Below are 23,457 nucleotides of genomic sequence, written 5' to 3'. Positions count from 1 at the left end.
GCGGCCTCTCAGCCGCTGCGCACAAGATTGCTTGCTATGCTCCGATCACCATGGACAAGACCGCGCCAAAAATCAAATATGCGCCCCGGCAAAACGAATTCCGGCATGCGAAACTGGCGCGGGCCGCAACTGACGAGGACATCATGCAGTTCAAACACGTCACGCTCGACTTCGATGGCGCGGTAGCGATCCTCAAGCTCGACCATCAAGAGGTGATGAACGCGGTCTCCGTGGACATGCTGGGCGGCCTCTCCGAGGCGCTCGATGCGATCGAGGAGAAAAAGGACGAGGTACGCTGCGTGGTGCTGACCGGAGCGGGGCGGGCGTTCTGCACGGGTGCCAATCTGCAGGGCCGCAACAACCAGTCGAAGAAGACCAAGGCCGGCCTGACGCTGGAGACCGGCTTCCACCCCTTCCTGCGCCGCATCCGCAATCTGCATTGCCCGATCGTCACCGCGGTCAATGGCCCGGCCGCCGGCGCAGGCATGAGCTTCGCGCTGCTCGGCGACATGATCTTGTGCGCGCGGTCCTCTTACTTCCTCCAAGCCTTCCGTCGCATCGGGCTCGTGCCGGATTGCGGCTCGACCTGGCTGTTGCCGCGCCTCGTCGGCCGCGCGCGCTCGATCGAATTGTCGTTGATGGGCGAGCGCCTGCCGGCCGAGAAGGCGCTAGAATGGGGCCTTGTCAACCGCGTCTATGATGACGGCGTCTTGATGGAGGAAGCGATGAAGCTGGCGCGCGATCTCGCCAGCGGGCCGACCGTGGCGCTGTCGCTGATCCGCAAGCTCTATTGGGACAGCCCGGAAAATTCTTTCGAGGATCAGCTCAATCTGGAATTCCAGTGCCAGCTCCGCGCCGGCGACACCGAGGATTTCCGCGAGGGCGTCGGCGCCTTCCTCGAGAAGCGGCCCGCGCAGTTCAAGGGCAAATGATCGAGGCGGCGCTTTCACGCAGCGTCCAGCGCTGGTGCAAAGGGGCGACCGGCGCGACCTGTGCGGCAAAGCTCTCCGGCGGCGCCAGCCAGGAAACCTGGCGCTTCGACATCTCCCATCCCGACGGGCCGATCGGCGCGATCCTGCGGCGCTCACCAAAGGGCTATGGCGCCGCGCCGACCCGCGCGGCCGGTCTTGCCGCGGAAGCGCAGTTGATGCAGCTCGCCTATGAGGCCGGCGTGCCGTCGCCCCGCGTCCTGCATGTGCTGGTGCCGGAGGACGATCTCGGCACCGGCTTCATCATGCAGCGCGTCGAGGGCGAGACCATCGCGCGCAAGATTCTTCGCGATCAAGAGTATGCGGCGGCGCGGCCGCGTCTGGCGCGGCAGATTGGCGGCATTCTCGCAGGTCTGCATCGGCTGCCGCAGGACAAATTGCCTGCGTTGCGCAGCAGGGGCGCGACCCAGGAGATCGCCGAGTTCGAGCGCGACTATCGCAGCCTGAACTGGCCCAAGCCCGTGTTCGAGCTGGCGCTGCGTTGGCTCCGCGATCACGATCCGGGTCCCTCAGTCGAGACCACGCTGGTGCACGGCGATTTCCGCAACGGCAATCTCATCATCGGCGCGGATGGCGTTCGCGCCGTGCTCGACTGGGAACTCGCCCATCTCGGCGATCCCATGGAGGACCTCGGCTGGGTCTGCGTGAACTCCTGGCGCTTCGGCGAGATCGACAAGCCCGTCGGCGGCTTTGGCTCGCGCGAGGAATTGTTCGCCGGTTACGAGGCTTCGGGCCGCAAGGTCGACCCTGAGCGCGTCAAGTTCTGGGAAGTGATGGGCACGCTGCGCTGGGGCATCATGTGCGGCGGCATGATGCAGCGCTTTCGCGAGGGGCCCGACCATTCCATGGAGCGCGCCATGATCGGCCGCCGCGCCAGCGAGACCGAGATCGATCTGTTGCGGCTTCTGGCGCCGCGCGGGAGCTGACACATGCAGGACGAGCCGACCCCGATCGAGCTGACCAAGGCAGTCGCCGATTTCCTCCGCAGCGACATCACGCCGCTGATCTCCGGCCACCAAGCCTTCAAGCTGCGCGTCGCCATCAACATCCTCGACCTCGTCACGCGGCAGCTGACGCGGGAGGAGGGAAGCGATGCGAAGGAGGTGGAGCGCCTGCGCGCGCTGCTCGGCCTGGATGGCTCAATCGCCGAACTCAACCGCGTGCTCGCCGAGCGCATCGCCAGGGGAGAAGTCGATCTCGCGACCCCCGGTCTCGCCGAGCATCTCTGGGCGACCACGATGGACAAGCTCGCGGTGGATCAGCCGAACTACGCGTCCTACAAGCGCGAGCTGGGGCGGGGCGGATAGCTCTCTCCCCGTCATTGCGAGGAGCCCTTGCGACGAAGCAATCCAGACTGTCTCTGCTGGGCAGCCTGGATTGCTTCGCTACGCTCGCAATGACAGTGTTGAGAGAGGGGGCGCTCCTCTCTCCGCCGTCATTCCGGGGCGTCGCGAAGCGACGAACCTGGAATCCATTCATCCGCACGTTCTGTCGCTCAATGGATTCCGGGCTCGCGCCTGTCGGCGCGCTCCGGAATGACGAGTGGGGAGACCCGTTTCCTACTTCCCCACCCATTTCGGCGGCCGCTTCTCGGAAAATGCCTTCGGGCCCTCGATGTAATCCTGCGAGGCGACCATCGCCTGCACGGCCGGATAATCGCGTTGCTCCGCGATCGCCTGCTCCAGCGACACGCCAAGCCCCTTCTGAATCGCCTGCTTCGAGGCCCGGATCGACATCGGCGAATTCTTGGCGATCATCTCGGCCCAGCGCAGCGCGGCCGCGAGCGCCTCGCCCTGCGGCACCACCTCGTTGACGAAACCGAGCTCGAGACCTTCCTTGGCGCTGACATGGCGCGCGGTGAGGATCATGCCCATGGCGCGCTTCAGCCCGATCTGCCGCGGCAGCCGGTGCAGACCGCCGGCGAGCGCGGCAAGGCCGACGCGCGGCTCGGGCAGGGCAAAGGTCGCGTTCTCCGCGGCGATGATGAGGTCGCAGGCGAGCGCAATCTCGAAGCCGCCGCCCATCGCGACGCCGTTCACCGCGGCGATGATCGGCTTGTCGCAGTCGAAGCGCGAGGTCAGGCCGGCAAAGCCGCCCTTGTCCCAGCCGCGCTTTCCGCCCGCCGCCTGCCACTTCAAATCGTTGCCGGCGCAGAACGCCTTGTCGCCGGCGCCGGTGACGATTGCGATCCACTGCTCGGGATCTCCGGAGAAATCGTCAAACACCTTCTGAAGCTCGAAATGCGCATCGGTGTGCAGCGCGTTGTAGACCTCGGGCCGCGACAGCGTCACGATCGTGATCGGCCCCTTGCGTTCCACCTTTGAGAATTTCAGCTCCATCGCGCGCTCCCGGATTTTCTTTCGAAGGAATATTGGCCCCATACTACCGTGCGGGTGCGCCAGAGCACCATCGAATTGCGCGGGCGCGCCTTGCGCTCCTCACATCTCGGCTTGCTTGACTTGCACGCGCTCTTCTCACCTTAATCGCACCAAGCAAGAATGCGCCCAGCGCCTTAACGCAAAACGATAAAATCAATCCGGGAGAGAACCTGTGGATTTCTCATTGCCTGCCGATCTCGTCGCCTATCTCGGAGAGCTCGACCGTTTCATCGAACGCGAGATCAAGCCGCTGGAACGGGCCGACGACAACATCCGCTTCTTCGACCATCGCCGCGAATGGGCGCGGACCGATTTCGAGAATGGCGGCCTCCCGCGCCACGAATGGGAGGCGCTGTTGCGCAAGGCCAAGGACCTCGCGGATGCCGCCGGGCATTTGCGCTTTCCTGTGCCGAAGCAATATGGCGGCAAGGACGGCTCCAACCTCTGGATGGCCGTGATCCGTGAGCATTTTGCCGCAAAGGGTCTCGGCCTGCACAACGACCTCCAGAACGAGCATTCGATCGTCGGCAACTTCCCCGTCGTCACCATGCTCGACCGCTACGGCCGCGACGACCAGAAGGCGATGATCGACGGCTCGATCAGGGGCAAGTACCGCATCACCTTTGGCCTGACCGAGCCGCATCACGGATCGGATGCCACCCACATGGAGACGCGCGCGGTGGCAGCCACGCGCGACAACGTCAAGGGCTGGATCATCAACGGCGAGAAGATGTGGACGACAGGCATGCATGTCGCCACGCACTGCGCGCTGTTCGCGCGCACCAGCGGCAACGATGGCGACGCCCGCGGCATCACCTGCTTCCTAGTGCCGGCCAAGAGTCCCGGCGTCAGGGTCGAGGAGTACATGTGGACCTTCAACATGCCGACCGACCATCCGCGTGTCAGCTTCACCGACGTCTTCGTGCCGGAGGATGCGCTGTTCGGCGAGGTCGGCCGCGGACTGTCGCTGGCGCAATGCTTCGTCCACCAGAACCGTATCCGGCAAGCGGCAAGCTCGCTCGGCGCCGCGGTCTACTGCATCAACGAGAGTGTGAAATACGCGCGTGAGCGCAAACCGTTCGGCAAGGCGCTGGCCGAGAACCAGGCGATCCAGTTCCCGCTGGTCGAGCTCGCCACGCAAGCGGAGATGCTGCGCCTCCTGATCCGTAAGACCGCCTGGGAAATGGACCAGCTCGACGAGGAGCAAATCGAGCGCACCCTGTCCGACCGGGTCTCGATGTGCAACTACTGGGCAAACCGCCTCTGCTGCGAATCCGCCGACCGCGCTATGCAGGTCCATGGCGGCATGGGCTATTCACGCCACAAGCCGTTCGAGCACATCTATCGCCACCATCGCCGTTATCGGATCACCGAAGGCAGCGAGGAGATCCAGATGCGGAAAGTGGCGGGGTTCTTATTCGGCTATATGGGGCCGGGGAAGCATTAGAGGCTCGCACTGCTATCGTAGGGTGGGTTAGCGCTGCGATTGCGCGAAGCGCGATCGCAGGGCGTAACCCACCAGCGCAATCCGCGTGGATTGCAAAGAGGTGGGTTACGCCTACGGCTAACCCACCCTACGGCACCGCGGATCAATTCACCCGCCGATCCTTCCCCGCCCAATACGGCTCGCGCAGCTGCCGCCGCAGGATCTTGCCTGACGGATTCCTCGGCAGCGCAGGCAGGAATTCCACGCTCTTCGGCGTCTTGTAGCCGGCGATGCGCGTCCGGGTGAAGTTGATGATCTCGGTGGCAGTCGCCTGCTTGCCCGGCTTCATCACCACGATCGCCTTCACGGCTTCGCCCCATTTGTCGTCAGGCACGCCGATCACGGCGGCTTCGGCGACATCGGGGTGGTCGCACAGAGCGCTCTCGACCTCGGCCGGATAGATGTTCTCGCCGCCGGAGATGATCATGTCCTTGATGCGGTCATGGATGTAGAGATAGCCGTCCTCGTCCATGTAGCCGGCATCGCCGGTGCGCAGCCAGCCGTCGCTGCGCAGCGTGGATGCGGTCGCCTCCGGCAGGTTCCAGTAGCCGGCCATGTTGGAGCCCGAGCGCGTTGCGATTTCGCCGACCTGCCGCGGCGGCAGCGGCTTGCCGTCCGGATCCAGGATCGCGATCTCGACGCCCGGCAGCGCCTTGCCGGCCGAGCGCATCCGCTCCAGCCCCTCGACGTGATCCTCCGGCGGCAGCGCGACGATGGTGCCGGTGGTCTCGGTCATGCCGTAGAGCTGCACGAAGCCGCATTTGAAGACCTCGATGCATTCCTTCAGCAGCGCTGCGGGAATCGGCGAGGCGCCGTACAGCATGTATTTCAGCCGCGAGAAGTCGACCGTCCTGGCGCGTGGCTGCCGCACCACGAACTGCATCGCCGCCGGCACCATGAACAGTTTTGTGATGCCCGACTGCTCGAAGAAATCCAAAACCTCGGTCGGGTCGAACTCGCGCGCGATCACGCCGCGGGCGCCGTGATAGAGCCCCATGACGCCCCACCCCGAACCGCCGATGTGAAAGATCGGCATCGCCACCAGCGAGACATCGTCGGTCGACCACCGGTTCCACTCCGGCTTGTCCTCGGCATTGCCGGGTTGCACCAGGTTGAGGAAGTTGGCATGCGACAACATCGCGCCCTTCGGCTTGCCCGTCGTGCCCGACGTGTAGAGCTGGATCGCGATGTCCGTGGTGTCGATCGGCACCTTCGGATCATCGCCGCTCTGCGCATCGCGCCATGCCGTAAAATCCGGCCATTCCGGCGCGCCGCCCTCGGTGGTGATGACGGTGCGCACGCTTGGTATCTGCTCCCTGATCTGGCGCACTTGAGTGATGAACTCCGGCCCGGCGAACAGCACCGGCGCCTTGCAATCTGAGACGATGAAGGCGACCTCGGGCCCTGCCAGCCGCCAGTTCACCGGCGCCATCACGACGCCTGTCTTCATCGCCCCCATCAGGAGCTCGAAATAGATGTCGCTGTTTTTGCCGAGATAGGCGATGCGGTCGCCCTTCTTCACGCCCATTGCGAGGAGCGCGTTCGCGACCTTGTTGGTCTTGATGTCGAAGTCGGCGAAGCTCGTGGTGCGGCCCTCGAATTCATAGGCGATGGCGCTGCCGCGGCTCTTTGCACGCTCGCGCACCATGTCGGCGAGGTTCGCCAGTTTCTGTGTGGACATGTTTCTCCCGCAGGCGTTTGTTTTTATGCCCGGGAGTGTGGCGTCATCCGCCGGTGAAGACAAGATGGGCTCCGCTGTCGTCCCGGACAAGCGCGCGCCTCAAGCGCGCGCAGATCCGGACCCATAGCCACAGGAAGTTGTTTGGCGAAGACACGCAGTTACCTGTCTCGCGCCACGACTGCTCCCTGTAGTTATGGGTCCCCGCCCCCTTGCGCTTTGCGCACTAGGCGGGGACGACAACTGGGGGCGTGGTGAAAACGTCAGCCCCTTACACGTCCGCGCATTTGCAATGCGCCGTCACCCCCGCTTCGCGCGGTCCTTCTCGTTCTGAGCCATGATGCTCTCGCGCGCGGTCTTCCAGTCGTCGTCGCTCCAGTCGCGGAGCTGGTAGAAGTTGCCGCCCATGGCGAGCGCCTGGGCGCCGTCCATGGCGATGGTCTCGCCGTTGATCCAGTCGCAGCCGCCGGAGATCAGGAACACCGCGACGTTCTGCAGTTCCTCCATGGTGCCGACCCGGCCCATCGGGTTCATCGCCCTGGTGCGCGCGCCGGCTTCGTCACCGGGCTTGATGCGCTTGCTCATGCCCTCGGTCGGGATTTCGCCCGGGGCGATGGTGTTGAGGCGGATGCCGTGTCGTCCCCATTCGGTGGCAAGCGACATCGTCATGGCGTGGATCGCCGACTTGCTCATCGCCGAGGGCACCACGTAAGGCGAGCCGTTGCGCACCCAGGTCGTGGTGATCGAGACGACGTTGCCGGGCTGCTTCAAGGCGATCCAGCGCTTGCCGACCGCATGTGTCACGTAGAAAGTGCCGTGCATGACGATGTTGGCGACCGCATCGAAGCCGCGCGGCGAGAGCTCCTCGGTCCGAGAGATGAAATTGCCCGCGGCGTTGTTGATGAGGTCGGTGAGGGGGCCATCGCGGAAGATGCTCTCGATCATCTCCTCGACCGCAAGCGCGTTGCGGATGTCGACGCCGTGGCTGGTGACGCGGCCGCCATAGAGATCCATCAGCTCGGTTGCGGTCTCGTCGCACACGATCTTGCGCCGACCGCAAATGTGCACCTCGGCGCCGAGCTGGAGAAAGCGCGCCGCCATCGATTTGCCGAGACCGGTGCCGCCGCCGGTCACGAGAATGCGCCGGCCGGCCAGAAGATTTTCCTTGAACATGGCTGTTTCCCCCGTAGGGATTGTCAGTTAATTGGTCGATTGACTAAATCCGGCCGCCGGCGTCCTGTAAAGCGGCACTGAACAAGAACAGGCAGGAACTAGGGGAGAATTCGTCCATGGAAGATCGCGTCTCGATCTCGATCTCGGAAGGCGTCGCCGATGTGCGCCTGGTGCGCGCCGACAAGATGAACGCGCTGGATCAGCCCATGTTCGAGGCCCTCGTCGCCGCAACCGACCGGCTGTCGAAGGCGAAGGGCGTGCGCGCCGTCGTGCTCTCGGGCGAAGGCCGCGCCTTCTGCGCCGGGCTGGACATGGGGCGTTTTGCCGCCATGAAGGAGAAGGGTGGCAACGGAATTCCGGGTGGCGAAAATCGCGATCTCACGGTGCGCACATACGGCAAGGCCAACTTCGCGCAACAGGCGGTGTGGGGCTGGCGCCAGCTACCGATGCCCGTGATCGCGGCCGTGCACGGCGTCGCCTTCGGTGGCGGCTTCCAGCTCTCGCTCGGCGCCGACATGCGCTTTCTCAGCTCGGATGCGCGCATGTCGATCATGGAGATCAAATGGGGCCTCGTGCCCGACATGGCGGGCACGCCGATCCTGGCCTCGCTGGTACGCGACGACATCCTGCGCGATCTCACCTACACCGGGCGCATCTTCTCGGCGCAAGAGGCGATGACCTACGGCCTCGCCACGCGCATCTGCGACGATCCGCGCGCTGCGGCGCTTGATGTCGCGCGCGAGATCGCAGGAAAAAGCCCCGATGCGATCCGCGCGGCGAAGCGGATGCTGAACAATCTCTCGGTCGATCCGGGCCCGGCGCTGCTCGCCGAATCCGTCGAGCAGCAGAAGCTGATTGGCAGCCCCAACCAGACCGAGGCCGTGCGCGCCAACCTGGAGAAGCGCGCGCCGAATTTTGCGGATTAGCTTTGGGTCATTCCGGGATGCGCCGTAGGCGCAGGCCCGGAATCCATCGAGCCGCATCGTTCGCTGTGAAATGGATTCCGGGTTCGATGCTGCGCATCGACCCGGAATGACGGCACAAACAACAACAAAGAAAAACAACAATGAACCAAACGCCCCCCTTCCTCGGCATCGTCTCCGGCGAGCGCCGCCGCTCTCACGCCGAGGTCACTGAGCGCGCCGACCGCATCGCCTCCGGCCTCGCCAAGATCGGCGTCCGCCAGGGCGATTGCGTCTGCATGCTGATGCGCAACGACATCGCCTTCCTGGAAGCCGCCTACGCCGCGATGCGGCTGGGCGCCTATGGCGTGCCGATCAACTGGCACTTCAAACCGGAGGAGATCACCTACATCCTGAAGGATTCCGGCGCCGCCGTGCTGATCGCTCATGCCGACATGCTGCACGGTTTGCGCGATGCGATTCCTGAGGGAGTCACCGTGCTCAGCGTGCCGACGCCGCCGGAAATCCGCTCCAACTACAAGATCGATCCCGATCATCTGAAGACGCCGGACTTCGCGATCGATTTCGAAGCCTGGCTCGCGCAACACCCGCCCTATGACGGCCCGATCGTGCCGCAGCCCATGAACATGATCTACACGTCGGGCACGACAGGCCATCCCAAGGGCGTCCGCCGCAACGCGCCGACGCCGGAGCAGCAGGCTGCCGGTGAGCGCATGCGTGCGATGATCTATGGGCTCAAGCCCGGCGCCCGCGCATTGCTGCCGGGGCCGCTCTATCATTCCGCGCCGAACTCGTTCGGCATCCGCGCCGGCAAGCTCGGCGGGGTGCTGGTGCTGATGCCGCGCTTCGAGGCGGAGGAATTCCTGCAGGCGATCGAGCACTACAAGATCGACACCATCTTCATGGTGCCGACCATGTTCATCCGCCTGATGAAGCTGCCCGAGGAGGTGCGCAGGACGTACGACGTCTCCTCGCTCCGCCACGTCATCCACGCCGCCGCGCCGTGCCCGGCCGACGTCAAGCGCGCCATGATCGAATGGTGGGGGCCGGTGATCTACGAGTTCTACGGCTCGACCGAATCCAGCGCCGTGACCTTCGCGACGTCGGAGGACGCGCTGAAGAAGCCCGGCACCGTCGGCAGGATCTCGCCCGGCGCCGAGCTGCGCTTCATCGGCGAGGATGGAAGCGTGCTCGGGGTCGGCGAGATCGGCGAGATCTATTCGCGCATGGCCGAGATGGCCGATTTCACCTATCACAACAAGCCGGAGAAGCGCGCCGAGATCGACCGCGACGGCTTCATCACCTCCGGCGACGTCGGCTATATCGATGAAGACGGCTACGTCTTCATCTGCGACCGCAAGCGCGACATGGTGATATCAGGCGGCGTCAACATCTACCCGGCCGAGATCGAATCCGTGCTGCATGCGGTGCCCGGCGTGCATGATTGCGCCGTGTTCGGCATCCCCGACGCCGAGTTCGGCGAGGCGCTGATGGCGGTGGTGGAGCCGCAACCCGGGGTCACGCTCGCTGCTTCCGATGTCCGCGCCGCGCTGAAGGCGCATCTGGCGGACTACAAGGTGCCCAAGCACATCGAGATCCGCACCGGCCTGCCGCGCGAAGATTCCGGAAAAATCTTCAAACGACGCCTGCGCGATCCCTATTGGGAGCAGGCGGGCCGGAAGATCTAGCTACTTCGTAGCCCGGATGGAGCGAAGCGTAATCCGGGATCTCTCGCCGTGGAAAGATCATCCCGGATTACGCTTCGCTCCATCCGGGCTACGCCCCGCGCGCTGGAAGCGTCCTAGCACGGACAAATTCCGAGCCTATATGGATGGGATCATCCACCTCCGGATCGTCCCATGGCCCCCGTTTCCATCCTGCTCAACATCCTCTGGATCCTCATCGGCGGCGCCTGGATGGCGTTCGGCTGGCTGATCGCGGCCGTTGTCATGGCGATCACCATCATCGGCCTGCCCTGGGCGCGGGCGGCGTTCAACATCGCCGTCTACACGCTGCTGCCGTTCGGCTCCCGGGCGGTCAACCGCTACGATGTCACCGGCGTCGAGGATATCGGCACCGGCCCGCTCGGGGTGATCGGCAATATCATCTGGTTCGTGCTCGCCGGCTGGTGGCTCGCACTCGGTCACCTCCTGACCGCGCTCGTCCTCGCCGTCACCATCATCGGCATCCCGTTCGCCTGGGCCCATCTGAAGCTCGCCGGCATCGCGCTCTGGCCGATCGGCAAGGTGATCGTGCCGGCTTAGGACGTGGCCTCAACGTCGGCGTTCGGCGGCAGAGCGGAGCCGTGTGGCGCCGTCGCGGACTCAATCGCGCGGGCTACTTCTTTTTTGGTGTCAACCAGTCCTCGTCTTCCAGGGACGGTGCTTGTTTCTGCTGTTCCAGGATTTTTCTGTACTCCTCCGGGATCACCTGGCTGCGAGATGCTTCATGCAGCGTGTGCGGGAACCAGGTCGCAATGCCGGGGAAGGCAATCATCAGGCCAACGCAGATCACCTGCAGCACCATGAACTGGAACATGCCAGCGTAGATCGTTCCGAGACTCCAGCCCTTGACCACCTGCTTGAGATAGTACGCTGACATGGCGACGGGCGGCGACAGGAAGGCGGTCTGCAGCACCACCGCAACCAACGCTCCGAACCATATGAGGTCGATGCCCATGCCTTTCACGACAGGATAGAAGATCGGCAGAAACACCAGGATGATGGCCGGCCACTCAAACGGCCACCCCAGCAGGAAAATGAGAAGGAGCACGACAATCAGCATGAGGCTCGGCGGCAACTGCAGGCCGAGCATCGTCTCGGTGATCCAGTTCGCTGAGCCAAGGCGGGCGAACACCGCACCGAAAATGTTCGACGTGACCGCCAGCAGGAGGACCATGCTCGACGTCGCCATCGTCGAGATCAGCGCCCGTTGCAGTCCGCTGAGCGAGAACCTGCGATATGCGATGGCCAGGATCAGCGCGCCGACGCTGCCGATGCCGGCGGCCTCCGTCGGCGTCGCAAGCCCCCCGATGATCGAGCCGAGCGTCGCCGTGATGAGCCCGAGCAGCGGCAGCGTTCCGACGGCCACCTCGCGTGCAATGTATCCAGCGGAGTAGATCCGCTCATCCTTTGGCACTGGCGGCCCGAGCTTGGGATTGATGAAGGAGCGGCCCATCAGATAGATGATGTAGACGCCGGCCAGCAGAAAGCCCGGTCCGAAGGCTGCAGCATAGAGATCGGCGACCGAAACCCCGAGCACCGGCCCCATCACGATCAGCATGACCGACGGGGGAATGAGAATACCGAGCGTGCCGCCCGCCGTGATGGTGCCCGCTGAAAGCTTGGCATCATAGCCCGCCTTCGTCATGATTGGCGATGCCATGATGCCAAGAACGGTGACGGCTGCGCCGACGATGCCTGTCGCCATCGCGAACACGGTCGAGGTCAGGATGACGACGAGGAAGAGTGCGCCGCGCACCGGCGCAAGCAGCATGCGGAACGCCGTAAAAAGGCGCTCCATGAGTCCCGCCTGCTCGGTGATGAAGCCCATGAAGATGAACAGCGGTACGGCGGCGAGAAGTTCTTCCTTCATCATGCCGATGGTCTGGAAGTAACCAAGCTCGAAGACCGTCCCGCCCATGCCCCAGTAGCCGAACGAGAAGGCGAGAAACAGCAACGTGAACGAGATCGGCACACCGATGAAGATCGCGCCCAGCAGCACCAGCAGCATGATGAGGCCGATGAGCGCTTCTGCGGTCATATCTCGACTTTCTCCTTATGCTCCAGCTCGACGCCGGTGCGCGCCATGTAGATGCTCTTGATCAACTCGGACACGCCCTGGACCAGCAGCAGGAGGCAGGCGAGCGGCACGACGAATTTGAACGGCCACAGCACGGGCCGCCAGGGAGTCTGGTCCGAAGTCTCGTTGATCAGCCAGGCGTAGTGAAATTCGTTCCAGCTGATCAGGAACAGCATGATCAGGCTCGGGAAGAAGAAGACGACATAGGAGATCGTATCGATCCAGCCCTTCCTACGGATCGAGAACTTCTCCCAGAAGAAGTCGGTACGGATATGAGCACCCTTGTGCAGCGCGTAAGCGGCGCCAAGCATGAAGAGCGAGCCGTACAGCATGTAGGTTGCGTCGTAGGCCCATATGGTCGGCGCGTTGAACAGGTAACGCGCCCCAACCTCATAGGCGACGGCGAGAACCAGCGGCACCGAGAGCCACGAGATGATCGTGCCGGTCCGGTCCGTGAAGCCGTCGATCATCCTGATGATAGCCAGAAGCGCCGGTGGCTGCCCGCCTGTTATCTCAGCCATGCCTCGCCCCTTTCGCCGATCATTCGTGCGGCGCAAAGCAGGCCGCCTGCGTGCGAATTGAGGGCGGTCAAATCGGCCGCCCTCGGAGGAAGTCCTATTTCTCGGTTGGGAAGTAGTAGTTCGCCATGAAGGAGTATGGCGGGAAGTAAGACCTCTTGTACGGGACCACAGCGCTGGCATACGCCTTCTGCGAGTCGTGCACTTTCTTGAAGAACGGGTTCCTGGCGCCCTCGGCGGCCGCGATCTCGTCCCACTTCTTGATGAAGGCCAGCAGGATCTCCGTCGGCGTGCGGAGGATCTGTACGCCGTGCTTCTGCTGCATCTCAATCAGCGCATCGGCGTTCTGGCGCTGCCACTTGGTCCACCAGACGAGGAATGTCTCGTTGGCCGCCGACTTGATGATCTCCTGATGTTGCGGGCTGAGCTCCTTCCACACATCGCCGTTGATGACGAGCTCGCCGACCGTCACGTTCTCATGCAAGCCGGGTGAATAGTGATACTTCCAGACGTTGTGGAAGCCGAGCTGCATGTCCTCGATGCCGCCGACCCATTCGGCGCAATCGATCACGCCGCGTTGCGCGGAGGGAATGATTTCTCCGCCCGGCATGTTGACCACCGTGAAGCCGAGCGCCTGCCACACTTCGCCGGACATGCCGGTCTGGCGGCATTTCATGCCCTTCATGTCCTCGACCGTCTGGATCGGCTTCTTGAACCAGCCGAACGCCTGCGGCCCTGCAGGCAGGATTGGAAACACGACGAGGTTGAGCTTGAGCTCCTTCTGATAAAACTCGTTGTAAAGCTCGAGGCCGCCGCCGTGATAGAGCCAACCCATCACGTCCATGAAGTCCATGCCGAAGGTGCCGCCGGGACCGCCGGTGAACAGGATCGCGGTCTTGTTCTTGCCGGTCCAGTAGCCGGCCCACGCATGCGCTCCGTCGAGCACCTTCTTGTTGGTTGCGTCCAGCACCTCGAACGCCGGCACGACCTGGCCGGCGGGCATCGCCTCGATCTTCAGCGCGCCGGCTGACAGCTTGTTCACTCGATCGACGAAATAGGTGAAGTTGTCATAGAGCGTGAGCGACGCCGGCCATGTGGCCTGCATCTTCAACACCTTCGTCTGCGCCATGACTGTTGTGGTGGATAAGACAAACGCCGAAGCGATCAGGGCAACGGCGACCAGTCCCAGAAACATGCGTTTCATGAGCCATCTCCTCCCTTGGACAACGTGACCGCGGCGAACTATTCTCTTCGTTGTTCTTGGTCGCCAAATCTTCAAACCACGTCTGTCATCATTCTGCCACCATCGCCGCAAGTTGTCATCTTGCTTTCTGGCCGTAGCAAGCGCTGGAATTGGACATGGTCGAGACGTCAGCTCTTGGCCACGAACCTCATTCGTTTGTTGCGCTGGCTGTCGGTGGCAAACCAGACGCCGGGGGCGCCTTTGGCTGCGGCGGGACGCGGCCAGGCGATGCGGCGCACACCATGCTCGCGTTGCCCGACGGGCAAAACACGCCAATGCAGGTCAAGTGGCGGGAGTTCAAATATTCTGATTGACCGAATTCGCTGTTTCGGGTAAACCGCAGCACATCCCGGCTCGTCAAAGGGACGTTTCGCGATCGTCACGATACGTAGGCCAGGATGCGATGGACGCGGCAGCGCCGGCGCGTGACGGGATGGCAGGGCGGGCAAACCCGTGAGCCATCGCGATCCGCGGCACGACACGGTGTGGTCACAACGTTGCTTTTCGGCATTGGGGGCGAGCACGCGCGAGCTTCCGACAGTCCGGGAGAGACGTCCGCGGACGGCAAAAGCGTGTGGTCCTGACGCCCGGGGTCTGTGCGTCAAGGCTTGCGGTGGTGAAGCGGCCCGACCGGGTGCGCGCATCAGTGATCCGCAAGGCGACGGGGGCAATAGTGCATCGCTCCCCGGGGAGAGCGCGCCATAAGCCGTAAAACCATTGCGCAGGGAAGGCCGGGATGTTCCGGCATCACCTGTGGTCACCCCGCGTGCGTCTTGTCGCGTGCGGACCTTGGGTGCCGGCTGGCGCCCGGCCTTCCCTGCGCCCTTGCTTCTCGATGAGGGCGAAACGGAAAGCAAAACTTCGGGCGCCTGCGCCGCGAGACCGCGAAGGCATGCTTATTATACGACTAGCTATTTTCTCGTGCCCCGGACGCAGCGCAGTGCGCCGCGCCTTCGCGGCGTGGTGCGCTGCAGAGCCGGGGCCCATTGCGGCGATGTGCTCTGAGGCTCCTGGGTCCCCGCTCGGCGCAGCAACGCTAGAAGGCGTTGCTGCTTGTCCGGGACACGAGGTCGTCGCACTCCGATCCACGGTGCGTCGCCCCAACTTCATCTTGCACTGCGGTAGAAAAGTATCGCACACTCCGCCGGACCGGGCCGCCAAGGGCGCGAGCAGGGGAGCGAGCCATGTCCCTCCAGACCGTACCATCCGACAGCACTGAGCAGCGCCCCAACCGCCCTGAGGATGTCCAGGCGATGGAGGCCGATGCCCGGCTGCGGGACGATATCCGCCTGCTCGGGCGCATTCTGGGCGACACCGTGCGCGACCAGGAGGGCGCCGACGTGTTCGACCTGGTCGAGCGCATCAGGCAGACCTCGATCAGGTTTCACCGCGACGAGGACCGGCTCGCCCGCCGCGAGCTCGAGCAGATCCTCGACAGCATGTCGACCTCCGAGACGGTGCGGATCGTCCGCGCCTTCAGCTATTTCTCGCACCTTGCCAACATCGCCGAGGACCAGAACAACATCCGTCAGATGCGCGCGCGCGCGGCGGCCAAGAATGGCGGCTCCGGCGTGCTGGCGGAGACACTGGCGCACGCCAAGGCGGCGGGCATTGGTCCCGACCAGCTCCGCAACTTCTTCAAGACCGCGCTGGTCAGCCCGGTGTTGACCGCGCATCCGACCGAGGTCCGCCGCAAGAGCACCATGGACCGCGAGATGGAGATCGCAGCCCTGCTCGATCGCCGCGAGCGGGTTGCACTGACCGCGGAGGAGGCGGCTGCCAGCGACGAGCAGCTCCGCCGCGAGGTGCTGACGCTGTGGCAGACCAACCTCTTGCGCCGGACCAAGCTCACCGTGCTGGATGAGGTCGCCAACGGCCTGTCGTTCTACGACTACACCTTCCTGCGCGAGGTGCCGCGGCTCATCAACGCGCTGGAGGATCGGCTGGAGGAGAGCGGCGAGCAGGCGGCCGGCGACCTTGCCTCGTTCCTGCGCATGGGCAGCTGGATCGGCGGCGACCGCGACGGCAATCCCTTCGTCACCGCCGACGTGATGCGCGGCACGCTGCGGCTGCAGTCGAGCCGGGTGATGCAGTTCTATCTGAACGAGCTGCACGTGCTCGGCGCGGAGCTGTCGATCGCAGCCCATCTCGCCGACGTCTCCGAGGAGCTGCGCACCCTGGCGGAGCGCTCCCCGGACACCTCGCCGCATCGGAGCGGCGAGCCCTATCGCCTGGCCGTCTCAGGCATCTATGCCCGCCTCACCGCGACGGCCGAAAAGCTCGAAGTCGAGATCACGCGCCGGCCTGTCGGCAAAGCGGCGCCTTACGAGAGCGTCAGGGAGCTGCTGGCCGATCTCGACGTGCTGCATCGCTCGCTGATCTCCAACAACGCCCGCGTCATCGCGCGCGGCCGGCTGCGGCTCTTGCGCCGCGCGGTGGATTGCTTCGGCTTTCACCTGGCCCGGCTCGACATTCGCCAGAACTCGGCCGTCCACGAGCGCACCATCGCCGAGTTGATCGACGCCGCCAATCCCGGCATGTCCTATCTCGCGCTTGGCGAGGACGCCCGCATCTCGCTGCTGACGAACGAGCTGCGCTCGACGCGCGCGCTGGTCTCGCCCTTCGTCAAATACAGCGACGAGACCATGGGCGAGCTCAACGTGTTCCATGCCGCCGCGGAAGCGCATGCGAAATTCGGCTCGGACGCCATTCCTCAATGCATCATCTCGATGTGCAAGGGCATGTCGGACATGCTCGAGGTCGCCGTGCTCCTGAAGGAGGTCGGCCTCGTCCATCCCTCCGGCCGCAGCGCCATCAACATCGTGCCGCTGTTCGAGACCATCGAGGATTTGCAGGCTTCGAGCAGCATCATGGACCGCATGCTGTCGTTGCACGATTACCGCCGGCTCGTCGACAGCCGCGGCAGCGTGCAGGAGGTCATGCTTGGGTACTCCGACAGCAACAAGGACGGCGGCTTCGTCACCTCGGGCTGGGAGCTCTACAAGGCCGAGATCGGCCTCGTCGAAGTGTTCGAGCGGCACCACGTGCGCTTACGTCTGTTCCACGGCCGCGGCGGCTCCGTGGGGCGCGGCGGCGGGCCGAGCTATGACGCCATCATCGCGCAGCCCGGCGGCGCGGTGAACGGCCAGATCCGCATCACCGAGCAGGGCGAGATCATCTCGTCGAAATATTCCAACACCGAGGTCGGCCGCAACAATCTGGAAATCCTCGCCGCGGCGACGCTGGAGGCAAGTCTGCTGCATCCGCGCCAGAGCGCGCCGCGCCGCGAATATCTGACCGCGATGGACGAACTCTCGAACCTCGCCTTCAAGGCCTATCGCGGCCTCGTCTACGAGACCGAAGGCTTCGTCGAGTACTTCTGGTCGTCCACCGTCATCAACGAGATCGCCACGCTCAACATCGGCAGCCGTCCGGCTTCGCGCAAAAAGACCCGCGCGATCGAGGATCTGCGCGCGATTCCCTGGGTGTTCTCGTGGGCGCAATGCCGACTGATGCTGCCGGGCTGGTACGGCTTCGGCAGCGCGGTCGAGCAGTGGATCGCGGAGCATCCAGAGCAGGGCATGCCGTTCCTGAAAGAGCTCTACCAGGAATGGCCGTTCTTCCGCATGCTGCTGTCGAACATGGACATGGTGCTGGCCAAGAGCTCGATCGCGATCGCCTCGCGCTATGCCGAACTGGTGCCGGACGAAGCCTTGCGCGAAAAAATCTTTGGCCGCATCCGCCGCGAATGGCATTCCTGCATCGAGACGCTGCTCGACATCATGGGCCAGGACCGGCTGCTCCAGGGCAACCCGCTGCTGGAGCGCTCCGTGCGCCACCGCTTCCCCTATCTCGATCCGCTCAACCACGTGCAGGTCGAGCTCTTGAGAGAGCACCGCGCGCAGAACCCCGACGAGCAGGTGCTGCGCGGGATCCAGCTGACGATCAACGGGATTTCGGCGGGCTTGCGGAATACGGGGTAGGGCGAATTGCGAATGGCGAGTAGCGAATAGAAACCCTATTCGCCATTCGCCACTCCCGATTCGCGCTACCTCACACCGGATCCCAGGTGAAGATGTCGGCCGAACGATCGAGCTTGTAGAACGAGCCCTTCAGCGCCGGCATGCCGTGTTCCGCGATCGACTGCGGAGTCCAGCCTTCGTTCCGCTGCACCGACCGGATCGGACGGTTCTGGCTGAACAGGAAGATCTCGTTCATGCGCACGCCAAAGATCTGGCCGGTGACGTCCTTGGCGGAATCGCCGAGCAGGTAGCCGCAGAGCGGCGCGATCTTCTCCGGGCCCATCTGCTTGATCTTCTCGACACGCGCCTTCTCGGCGTCGGTCTCGGTCGGGATGGTGCCGATCATGCGGGTCCAGGCGAACGGCGAGACGCAGTTGGAGCGGACGTTGAAGCGGCCCATGTCGAGCGCGATCGACTTCGACAGCCCGACGATGCCGAGCTTGGCCGCCGCGTAATTGGCTTGTCCGAAATTGCCGATCAGGCCGGAGGTCGAGGTGAAGTGCACGAACGAGCCCGACTCCTGCTCGCGGAAGATGCGCGCTGCGGCGTGGCTGACGTAGAACGAGCCCATCAGATGTACCTTGATGACGGCTTCGAACGCTTCCACGCTCATCTTGTGGAAGATCATGTCGCGCAGGATGCCGGCATTGTTGACGACACCGTCGAGCCGGCCGAAATGATCGGTCGCGGTCTTCACGATCTTGCTGGCGGGAATGGCTTCCGCGACGCTCTCGAAATTGGCGACCGCCGTGCCGCCGCGCTTCTTGATCTCCTCGACCACCTCCTCGGCAGGCGCCGCGTTCGCGCCGGCGCCGTCGGCGGCTCCGCCGGGATCGTTGACGACGACCTTGGCGCCCTCGGCCGCGCACAGAAGCGCAATCTCGCGCCCGATGCCACGGCCTGCGCCGGTGACGATGATGACCTTGTCTTGCAGTGATTTGCTCATGTGGGTTCTCCGCTATGCGTTCCGGCGTTTCTTACCTCGCCCCGCTTGCGGGGAGAGGTCGGATCGCATCGAAGATGCGATCCGGGTGAGGGGGTACAGGTCTCGCAGCCATCTCATCCGTGGAGAGAGGCCCCTCACCCCAACCCTCTCTCCGTAAGAACGGGGAGAGGGAGAGGCGAGCGGCGCATTACCTCTCGTTCGTAAACACGATCGTGCCACTCGCCGCGAACATGCCGCCGACGCCGTGGCACACCGAAATCTTCGCGTTCGGCACCTGCGCCGGCGCGATCCCGCGCATCTGACGCACACTCTCCTGCAGCGCGTACATGCCGTACATGCCCGAATGCATGTAGGACAGGCCGCCGCCATTAGTGTTGAGCGGCAGTTTCCCGCCGGGACGCGTGTTGCCGTCGGCGATGAACTGGCCGGTTTCCTCGTAAGGCATGAAGCCGAGGTCGCCGAGTCCGAACAACGGCAGATGCGCGAAGGCGTCGTAGATCATGAGATGGTCGACATCCCCGTGCGCGATGCCGGCTTCCTTGAACGCCAGCGGCCCGGCGGTCTTGAACGCACGCGAGGAGTTGAACGTCTCCATCTGGCTGACCATCGGCGTCTCGACGCTCTCGCCGGTGCCCATGATGTAGACCGGCTTGCGCGGAAAATCCCTGGCGCGGTCGGCCGAGGTCAGGATCAGCGCGCCGCCGCCGTCGGTGACGAGGCAGCACTGCAGAAGCCGGAACGGATAGGCGATCATGCGCGAGTTGAGGACATCGTTGACCGTGATCGGCTCCTTCATCATCGCGCGCGGATTCTTCGCCGCCCATTCCCGCTGCACCACCGCCACTGAGGCAAGCTGCTCGTGGGTGATGCCGTAGGTCTTCATGAAGCGCAGCACGGGAATCGGGAACATGCTTGGCGGGCCGTAGACGCCGTAGGGCGCCTCGAACTGGCCGTTGAGGCTGTCGGCCGGCGTCGAGCGCGGCAGTTTGCCGATCATCGACTTGCCGCTCTCGGCGTGGGTGATCAGCACCGTCTTGCACAGACCCGCCTCGATCGCCGCCGCGGCGTGGCGGACATGCAGCATGAAGGAGCAGCCGCCGACCGAGGTGCCGTCCACCCAGGTCGGCTTGATGCCGAGATAGTGGCAGACCTGCTGCGGCGTTTCGACCGCGGTGGCAAAGCCGTCGATGTCGGACAGCTTCAGCCCGGCGTCGGCAATGGCGTTGAGCGCGGCATCCGCGTGCAGCTGGAGCTGCGAGGCGTTGGTAATGACACCGAGCTCAGTGGTCTCGGCCGCGCCGACGACGGCAACCTGGTTCTTGCGCATGACCTTACCCCTTCGCCGGGCGGAAGACGGGGAGGGTGATCTTGTCGTCGAGCTCCTGGAACGCGACCTCGAGCTTCATGTCGAGTTCGAGCGCCTCGGGTGTCTGCGGGCAGTCGATGATGTTGCTCATCATCCGCGGGCCCTCGTCGAGCTCGACCACCGCGATGGCGTAAGGCGGCGTGAAGCCCGGCGCGGCCGGACGATGGTTGATCACGTAGCTGTAGAGAAAGCCCTTGCCGCTGGCCTTGAAGATGCTGACCTTGCGCGAGGCGCAGGAGGGGCAGAACGGGCGCGGCGGGAAGTAGACATGGGCGCAGGCATCGCAGCGCTGCAGGCGCAATTCGCCGGCCTTGGTGCCGTCCCAGAAATGCTGGGTCTCCGGCGTCGGTTTCGGTCGCGCGCGCTGCGGTTCGGCCATGTGGGCGGCTCCTCCCAAAAGCAGGCCTCGCGCCCGCCGGTTTCGAACTTGATGCGACAATCGACCATGGCGCGTCAACGGTCCAGCAATGCGCATGCATGCCATCATGCGCACAATGCTTGTGTCGAGCTGAGCCAGCGCTATAGATTGCGCGCGAAATATTCCGTGAGACAGACATGTCTGATTTTCCGACACTGGCGCAGCTTGCCGAAGACCTCGAAAGCGGCCGCATCACCTCCCGCAAATTGGTCGAGGCCTGCCTCGCCAGGATCGCCGACCCCGCGGGCGAGGGCCAGCGCGCCTTCATCCATGTCGACAAGGACGCCGCGCTCGCGGCGGCCGATGCGATGGATGGCTTGCGCAAGGCCAAGGCGGCGCCGTCGCGCTATGCGGGCATCCCGGTCTCGATCAAGGATCTGTTCGACATCAAGGGCCAGGTGACGCGCGCCGGCTCGCGCGCGCTGGATGACTCAGCCCCTGCCGAGCACGATGCCGCGACGGTGGCGCGGCTGCGCAAGGCCGGCTTCGTCGTGATCGGCCGCACCAACATGACCGAGTTCGCCTATTCCGGCATCGGCATCAATCCGCATTATGGCACGCCGAAGGGGGCCTGGAACCGCTCGGAAGGCCACGTGCCCGGTGGCTCGTCCGCCGGCGCGGCGGTGTCCGTGCTCGACGGCATGGCGCATGGCGCGCTCGGCACCGACACCGGCGGCTCCTGCCGGATTCCGGCCGCCTTCAACGGCATCGTCGGCTACAAGCCGACGCAGCGCCGCGTGCCGCTCGACGGCTCGGTGCCGCTGTCGTTCTCGCTCGATAGCATCGGGCCGCTGGCGCGATCGGTCAGTTGCTGTGCCATACTCGATGCCGTGCTCGCGGCCGAGCCGATCGTCGCCTTGAGGCCGCGGCCGATCCAGGGCATGCGCCTCGCGGTGCCCACCACGATCGCGCTCGACGATCTCGACGCAGAGGTGGCCAAGACCTTCGAGCGCGCGCTGAAGACGCTGTCCGATCACGGCGCCATCGTCGAGCGTATCGAGATGGCGGAGTTCCATGACGTCGGTCCGATGAACGCGAAGGGCGGTTTCGCGGCGTCCGAGAGCTATGCCTGGCACCGCTATCTGATCACGGCCAAGGGCGACGTCTACGATCCCAGGGTGGCGGTGCGCATCATGCGCGGCGAGGCGCAGAGCGCGGCCGACTACATCGACCTGCTCAACGAACGCCGCTCGCTGATCGCGCGCGTCAATGCGCGCATCGCGCCCTATGACGCCCTGGTGCTGCCGACCACGCCCAACACACCGCCGAAGATCGCCGACCTCGCCGACGATCAGGCGTTCACCCGCGAGAACATCCGCGCCTTGCGCAATTGCAGCCTGATCAACCTGATCGACGGTTGCGCCATCTCGCTGCCCTGTCATCGCGAGGGCGACGTTCCCGTCGGCCTGATGCTGGCGGGCGCAGGCGGCTCGGACCGCCGTATCTTCGAGCTTGCTGCCGGCATGGAGGCCGTCATTCGTGTTTGATCTCACGTTCACCGTCGATGCCCAGGACACCACCACGCCGCTGACGCTGGCGATCGACCAGCTGGTCATCGCCGGCTGGACCGGCCGCGACACGGTCGCGCGCGACAAGCACATCGCCGAGCTGGAGGAGATGGGCATCGCCCGCCCAGCCTCGACGCCGATCTACTATCGCGCCTCGGCGCGCCGGCTGACCCAGGAGGACAGCATCGAATGCACCGGTGGCGATTCCTCCGGCGAGGTCGAATTCGTGCTCATCGGCTGGCAGGGCCGCATCTTCGTCGGCTGCGGCTCCGATCACACCGACCGCAAGGTCGAGGCCTACAGCGTCACGGTCTCCAAGCAGATGTGCGACAAGCCGATCGCCTCGACGCTGTGGGAGTTCGAGGACGTCATCGGTCATTGGGACAAGATGATCCTGCGCTCCTACGCCACCATCAAAGGCGAGCGCGTGCTCTACCAGGAGGGCACGTTGGATGCGATGCTGCCGGTCGCCGACCTCATCGCGCGCGGCTTTGACGGTGGCAAGTTTCCCGACGGCTGCGCCATGTTCGGCGGCACGTTCGCCGCCAAGGGCGGCATCCGCCCGGCCGACCGCTTCGACTTCGAGCTGGAAGACCCCGTGCTGAAGCGAACGATCAGGCACGGCTACGACGTGGCGACGTTGCCGGTGAGGGGGTAACTCGCGCCACAAGCGACGGCCTTGTAGGGTGGGCAAAGCGAAGCGTGCCCACGTATTGCGAAGACGTGGGCACGGCGCAAGAGCGCCTTTGCCCACCCTACGAAACTGCCGGTGAGGGGCTGATCTCTCTCCGCGTCGGCGAGCGAAGCGAAGCAATCCAGGGTCTCCGCGGAACCAGTCTGGATTGCTTCGTCGCAAGGGCTCCTCGCAATGACGGTGGAGACGATCATCGGAAATCGGGTGGTTGTGGCGCCCGGGATCTGCGACACCCACTCCCGTCATTCCGGGGCGCGCCCACTTGGGCGCGAGCCCGGAATCCATACTCCCGATCGTGGTTATGGATTCCGGGC

The 23,457-nt window shown here is 64.5% G+C and carries 20 protein-coding genes; 11 read left to right on the top strand and 9 right to left on the bottom strand.

Annotation, left to right across the window (positions count from 1 at the left end; translation table 11 throughout):
• The first annotated feature begins 143 nt into the window (after window positions 1–143).
• The 3 genes from GA0061099_RS01390 to GA0061099_RS01380 are packed head-to-tail and all read left to right on the top strand — an operon-like array spanning window position 144 to window position 2,296.
• Window positions 144–932: an enoyl-CoA hydratase/isomerase gene (locus GA0061099_RS01390; protein ID WP_036023010.1), complete on the top strand. Its 789-nt coding sequence runs from the start codon at window positions 144–146 to the stop codon at window positions 930–932.
• Entirely contained in the window at window positions 929–1,915 is a 987-nt protein-coding gene (locus GA0061099_RS01385) for a phosphotransferase family protein (protein WP_036023006.1), read from the top strand. Before GA0061099_RS01390 ends, GA0061099_RS01385 begins: the two co-directional genes overlap by 4 nt.
• A gap of 3 nt (window positions 1,916–1,918) precedes the next feature.
• The gene (locus tag GA0061099_RS01380; RefSeq protein ID WP_036023007.1) at window positions 1,919–2,296 is read left to right on the top strand and encodes a DUF6285 domain-containing protein; all 378 of its coding nucleotides are present in this window, start codon (window positions 1,919–1,921) and stop codon (window positions 2,294–2,296) included.
• A gap of 252 nt (window positions 2,297–2,548) precedes the next feature.
• On the opposite strand, the gene GA0061099_RS01375 is transcribed toward GA0061099_RS01380, so the two are convergent.
• Window positions 2,549–3,328 carry an enoyl-CoA hydratase-related protein gene (locus tag GA0061099_RS01375; protein WP_036023008.1) on the bottom strand — a complete coding sequence of 260 codons (780 nt, stop codon included), beginning with the start codon at window positions 3,326–3,328 and terminating at the stop codon, window positions 2,549–2,551.
• A gap of 211 nt (window positions 3,329–3,539) precedes the next feature.
• Here GA0061099_RS01375 and GA0061099_RS01370 point away from each other — a divergent pair, with 211 nt between their 5' ends.
• The gene (locus GA0061099_RS01370; protein WP_036023009.1) at window positions 3,540–4,814 is read left to right on the top strand and encodes an acyl-CoA dehydrogenase family protein; all 1,275 of its coding nucleotides are present in this window, start codon (window positions 3,540–3,542) and stop codon (window positions 4,812–4,814) included.
• 142 nt (window positions 4,815–4,956) lie between these two features.
• Here the strand turns inward: GA0061099_RS01370 and GA0061099_RS01365 are convergent, their stop codons facing one another.
• Window positions 4,957–6,534 carry a fatty acid--CoA ligase gene (locus GA0061099_RS01365; protein WP_074447501.1) on the bottom strand — a complete coding sequence of 526 codons (1,578 nt, stop codon included), beginning with the start codon at window positions 6,532–6,534 and terminating at the stop codon, window positions 4,957–4,959.
• 297 nt (window positions 6,535–6,831) lie between these two features.
• Window positions 6,832–7,704, bottom strand: coding sequence for an SDR family oxidoreductase (locus GA0061099_RS01360; protein WP_036023013.1), 873 nt, complete (start codon window positions 7,702–7,704; stop codon window positions 6,832–6,834).
• Between the two features lie 116 nt (window positions 7,705–7,820).
• Between GA0061099_RS01360 and GA0061099_RS01355 the strand changes: the two genes are divergently transcribed.
• The 3 genes from GA0061099_RS01355 to GA0061099_RS01345 all read left to right on the top strand — a co-directional run bounded on the left by GA0061099_RS01355 (window position 7,821) and on the right by GA0061099_RS01345 (window position 10,891).
• On the top strand, window positions 7,821–8,630 hold the full coding sequence (locus tag GA0061099_RS01355; RefSeq protein WP_036023014.1) for a crotonase/enoyl-CoA hydratase family protein: 810 nt from the start codon (window positions 7,821–7,823) through the stop codon (window positions 8,628–8,630).
• Window positions 8,631–8,770: 140 nt separating this feature from the next.
• Complete coding sequence (locus GA0061099_RS01350) at window positions 8,771–10,315, top strand: acyl-CoA synthetase (RefSeq protein WP_036023015.1); 1,545 nt, start codon at window positions 8,771–8,773, stop codon at window positions 10,313–10,315.
• A 171-nt stretch (window positions 10,316–10,486) separates the two neighbouring features.
• Complete coding sequence (locus GA0061099_RS01345; protein WP_036023017.1) at window positions 10,487–10,891, top strand: YccF domain-containing protein; 405 nt, start codon at window positions 10,487–10,489, stop codon at window positions 10,889–10,891.
• 73 nt (window positions 10,892–10,964) lie between these two features.
• Here the strand turns inward: GA0061099_RS01345 and GA0061099_RS01340 are convergent, their stop codons facing one another.
• From GA0061099_RS01340 to GA0061099_RS01330, 3 genes are all read right to left on the bottom strand, one after another.
• Window positions 10,965–12,359 (bottom strand): TRAP transporter large permease, encoded by a 1,395-nt coding sequence (locus GA0061099_RS01340; protein ID WP_225127319.1) that lies wholly within the window; start codon window positions 12,357–12,359, stop codon window positions 10,965–10,967.
• Window positions 12,360–12,385: 26 nt separating this feature from the next.
• A complete protein-coding gene (locus GA0061099_RS01335) occupies window positions 12,386–12,949 on the bottom strand; it encodes a TRAP transporter small permease subunit (RefSeq protein WP_085968941.1) in 564 nt (187 codons plus the stop codon).
• A 94-nt stretch (window positions 12,950–13,043) separates the two neighbouring features.
• Window positions 13,044–14,150: a TRAP transporter substrate-binding protein gene (locus GA0061099_RS01330; protein WP_081492898.1), complete on the bottom strand. Its 1,107-nt coding sequence runs from the start codon at window positions 14,148–14,150 to the stop codon at window positions 13,044–13,046.
• 155 nt (window positions 14,151–14,305) lie between these two features.
• Between GA0061099_RS01330 and GA0061099_RS39710 the strand changes: the two genes are divergently transcribed.
• Together GA0061099_RS39710 and ppc are read left to right on the top strand one after the other, a co-directional pair.
• On the top strand, window positions 14,306–14,503 hold the full coding sequence (locus tag GA0061099_RS39710; protein WP_141697546.1) for a hypothetical protein: 198 nt from the start codon (window positions 14,306–14,308) through the stop codon (window positions 14,501–14,503).
• Between the two features lie 870 nt (window positions 14,504–15,373).
• A complete protein-coding gene (gene ppc, locus GA0061099_RS01325; protein WP_074447500.1) occupies window positions 15,374–18,172 on the top strand; it encodes a phosphoenolpyruvate carboxylase in 2,799 nt (932 codons plus the stop codon).
• Between the two features lie 70 nt (window positions 18,173–18,242).
• Here ppc and GA0061099_RS01320 read toward each other — a convergent pair whose 3' ends face one another.
• The 3 genes from GA0061099_RS01320 to GA0061099_RS01310 form a co-directional block, all read right to left on the bottom strand.
• Window positions 18,243–19,157, bottom strand: coding sequence for an SDR family NAD(P)-dependent oxidoreductase (locus GA0061099_RS01320; RefSeq protein WP_036023023.1), 915 nt, complete (start codon window positions 19,155–19,157; stop codon window positions 18,243–18,245).
• Window positions 19,158–19,344: 187 nt separating this feature from the next.
• Entirely contained in the window at window positions 19,345–20,484 is a 1,140-nt protein-coding gene (locus GA0061099_RS01315; RefSeq protein WP_036023024.1) for a thiolase C-terminal domain-containing protein, read from the bottom strand.
• Between the two features lie 4 nt (window positions 20,485–20,488).
• Window positions 20,489–20,902 carry a Zn-ribbon domain-containing OB-fold protein gene (locus GA0061099_RS01310; RefSeq protein ID WP_027558650.1) on the bottom strand — a complete coding sequence of 138 codons (414 nt, stop codon included), beginning with the start codon at window positions 20,900–20,902 and terminating at the stop codon, window positions 20,489–20,491.
• Window positions 20,903–21,078: 176 nt separating this feature from the next.
• Here GA0061099_RS01310 and GA0061099_RS01305 point away from each other — a divergent pair, with 176 nt between their 5' ends.
• Together GA0061099_RS01305 and GA0061099_RS01300 are read left to right on the top strand one after the other, a co-directional pair.
• Complete coding sequence (locus GA0061099_RS01305; RefSeq protein WP_074447499.1) at window positions 21,079–22,428, top strand: amidase; 1,350 nt, start codon at window positions 21,079–21,081, stop codon at window positions 22,426–22,428.
• On the top strand, window positions 22,421–23,107 hold the full coding sequence (locus GA0061099_RS01300; protein WP_036023028.1) for a DUF2848 domain-containing protein: 687 nt from the start codon (window positions 22,421–22,423) through the stop codon (window positions 23,105–23,107). The genes GA0061099_RS01305 and GA0061099_RS01300 overlap by 8 nt, the downstream gene beginning before the upstream one ends.
• The last annotated feature ends 350 nt before the right edge of the window (window positions 23,108–23,457 follow it).

The sequence above is a fragment of the Bradyrhizobium yuanmingense genome, assembly GCF_900094575.1.
GTDB classification, from domain to species: domain Bacteria; phylum Pseudomonadota; class Alphaproteobacteria; order Rhizobiales; family Xanthobacteraceae; genus Bradyrhizobium; species Bradyrhizobium yuanmingense.
Note: the sequence above shows the minus strand (reverse complement) of the source record. Positions and strands in the feature narration are given on the sequence as shown.

Coding starts and splice junctions, on each gene's coding strand:
- GA0061099_RS01380 (WP_036023007.1), top strand. CDS start 1,919: ATGCAGGACGAGCCGACCCCGATCGAGCTGACCAAGGCAGTCGCCGAT.
- GA0061099_RS01375 (WP_036023008.1), bottom strand. CDS start 3,328: ATGGAGCTGAAATTCTCAAAGGTGGAACGCAAGGGGCCGATCACGATC.
- GA0061099_RS01330 (WP_081492898.1), bottom strand. CDS start 14,150: ATGAAACGCATGTTTCTGGGACTGGTCGCCGTTGCCCTGATCGCTTCG.
- GA0061099_RS01320 (WP_036023023.1), bottom strand. CDS start 19,157: ATGAGCAAATCACTGCAAGACAAGGTCATCATCGTCACCGGCGCAGGC.
- GA0061099_RS39710 (WP_141697546.1), top strand. CDS start 14,306: ATGGTCGAGACGTCAGCTCTTGGCCACGAACCTCATTCGTTTGTTGCG.
- GA0061099_RS01365 (WP_074447501.1), bottom strand. CDS start 6,534: ATGTCCACACAGAAACTGGCGAACCTCGCCGACATGGTGCGCGAGCGT.
- GA0061099_RS01355 (WP_036023014.1), top strand. CDS start 7,821: ATGGAAGATCGCGTCTCGATCTCGATCTCGGAAGGCGTCGCCGATGTG.
- GA0061099_RS01350 (WP_036023015.1), top strand. CDS start 8,771: ATGAACCAAACGCCCCCCTTCCTCGGCATCGTCTCCGGCGAGCGCCGC.
- GA0061099_RS01345 (WP_036023017.1), top strand. CDS start 10,487: ATGGCCCCCGTTTCCATCCTGCTCAACATCCTCTGGATCCTCATCGGC.
- GA0061099_RS01340 (WP_225127319.1), bottom strand. CDS start 12,359: ATGCTGCTGGTGCTGCTGGGCGCGATCTTCATCGGTGTGCCGATCTCG.
- GA0061099_RS01305 (WP_074447499.1), top strand. CDS start 21,079: ATGTCTGATTTTCCGACACTGGCGCAGCTTGCCGAAGACCTCGAAAGC.
- GA0061099_RS01385 (WP_036023006.1), top strand. CDS start 929: ATGATCGAGGCGGCGCTTTCACGCAGCGTCCAGCGCTGGTGCAAAGGG.
- GA0061099_RS01390 (WP_036023010.1), top strand. CDS start 144: ATGCAGTTCAAACACGTCACGCTCGACTTCGATGGCGCGGTAGCGATC.
- GA0061099_RS01315 (WP_036023024.1), bottom strand. CDS start 20,484: ATGCGCAAGAACCAGGTTGCCGTCGTCGGCGCGGCCGAGACCACTGAG.
- ppc (WP_074447500.1), top strand. CDS start 15,374: ATGTCCCTCCAGACCGTACCATCCGACAGCACTGAGCAGCGCCCCAAC.
- GA0061099_RS01310 (WP_027558650.1), bottom strand. CDS start 20,902: ATGGCCGAACCGCAGCGCGCGCGACCGAAACCGACGCCGGAGACCCAG.
- GA0061099_RS01360 (WP_036023013.1), bottom strand. CDS start 7,704: ATGTTCAAGGAAAATCTTCTGGCCGGCCGGCGCATTCTCGTGACCGGC.
- GA0061099_RS01335 (WP_085968941.1), bottom strand. CDS start 12,949: ATGGCTGAGATAACAGGCGGGCAGCCACCGGCGCTTCTGGCTATCATC.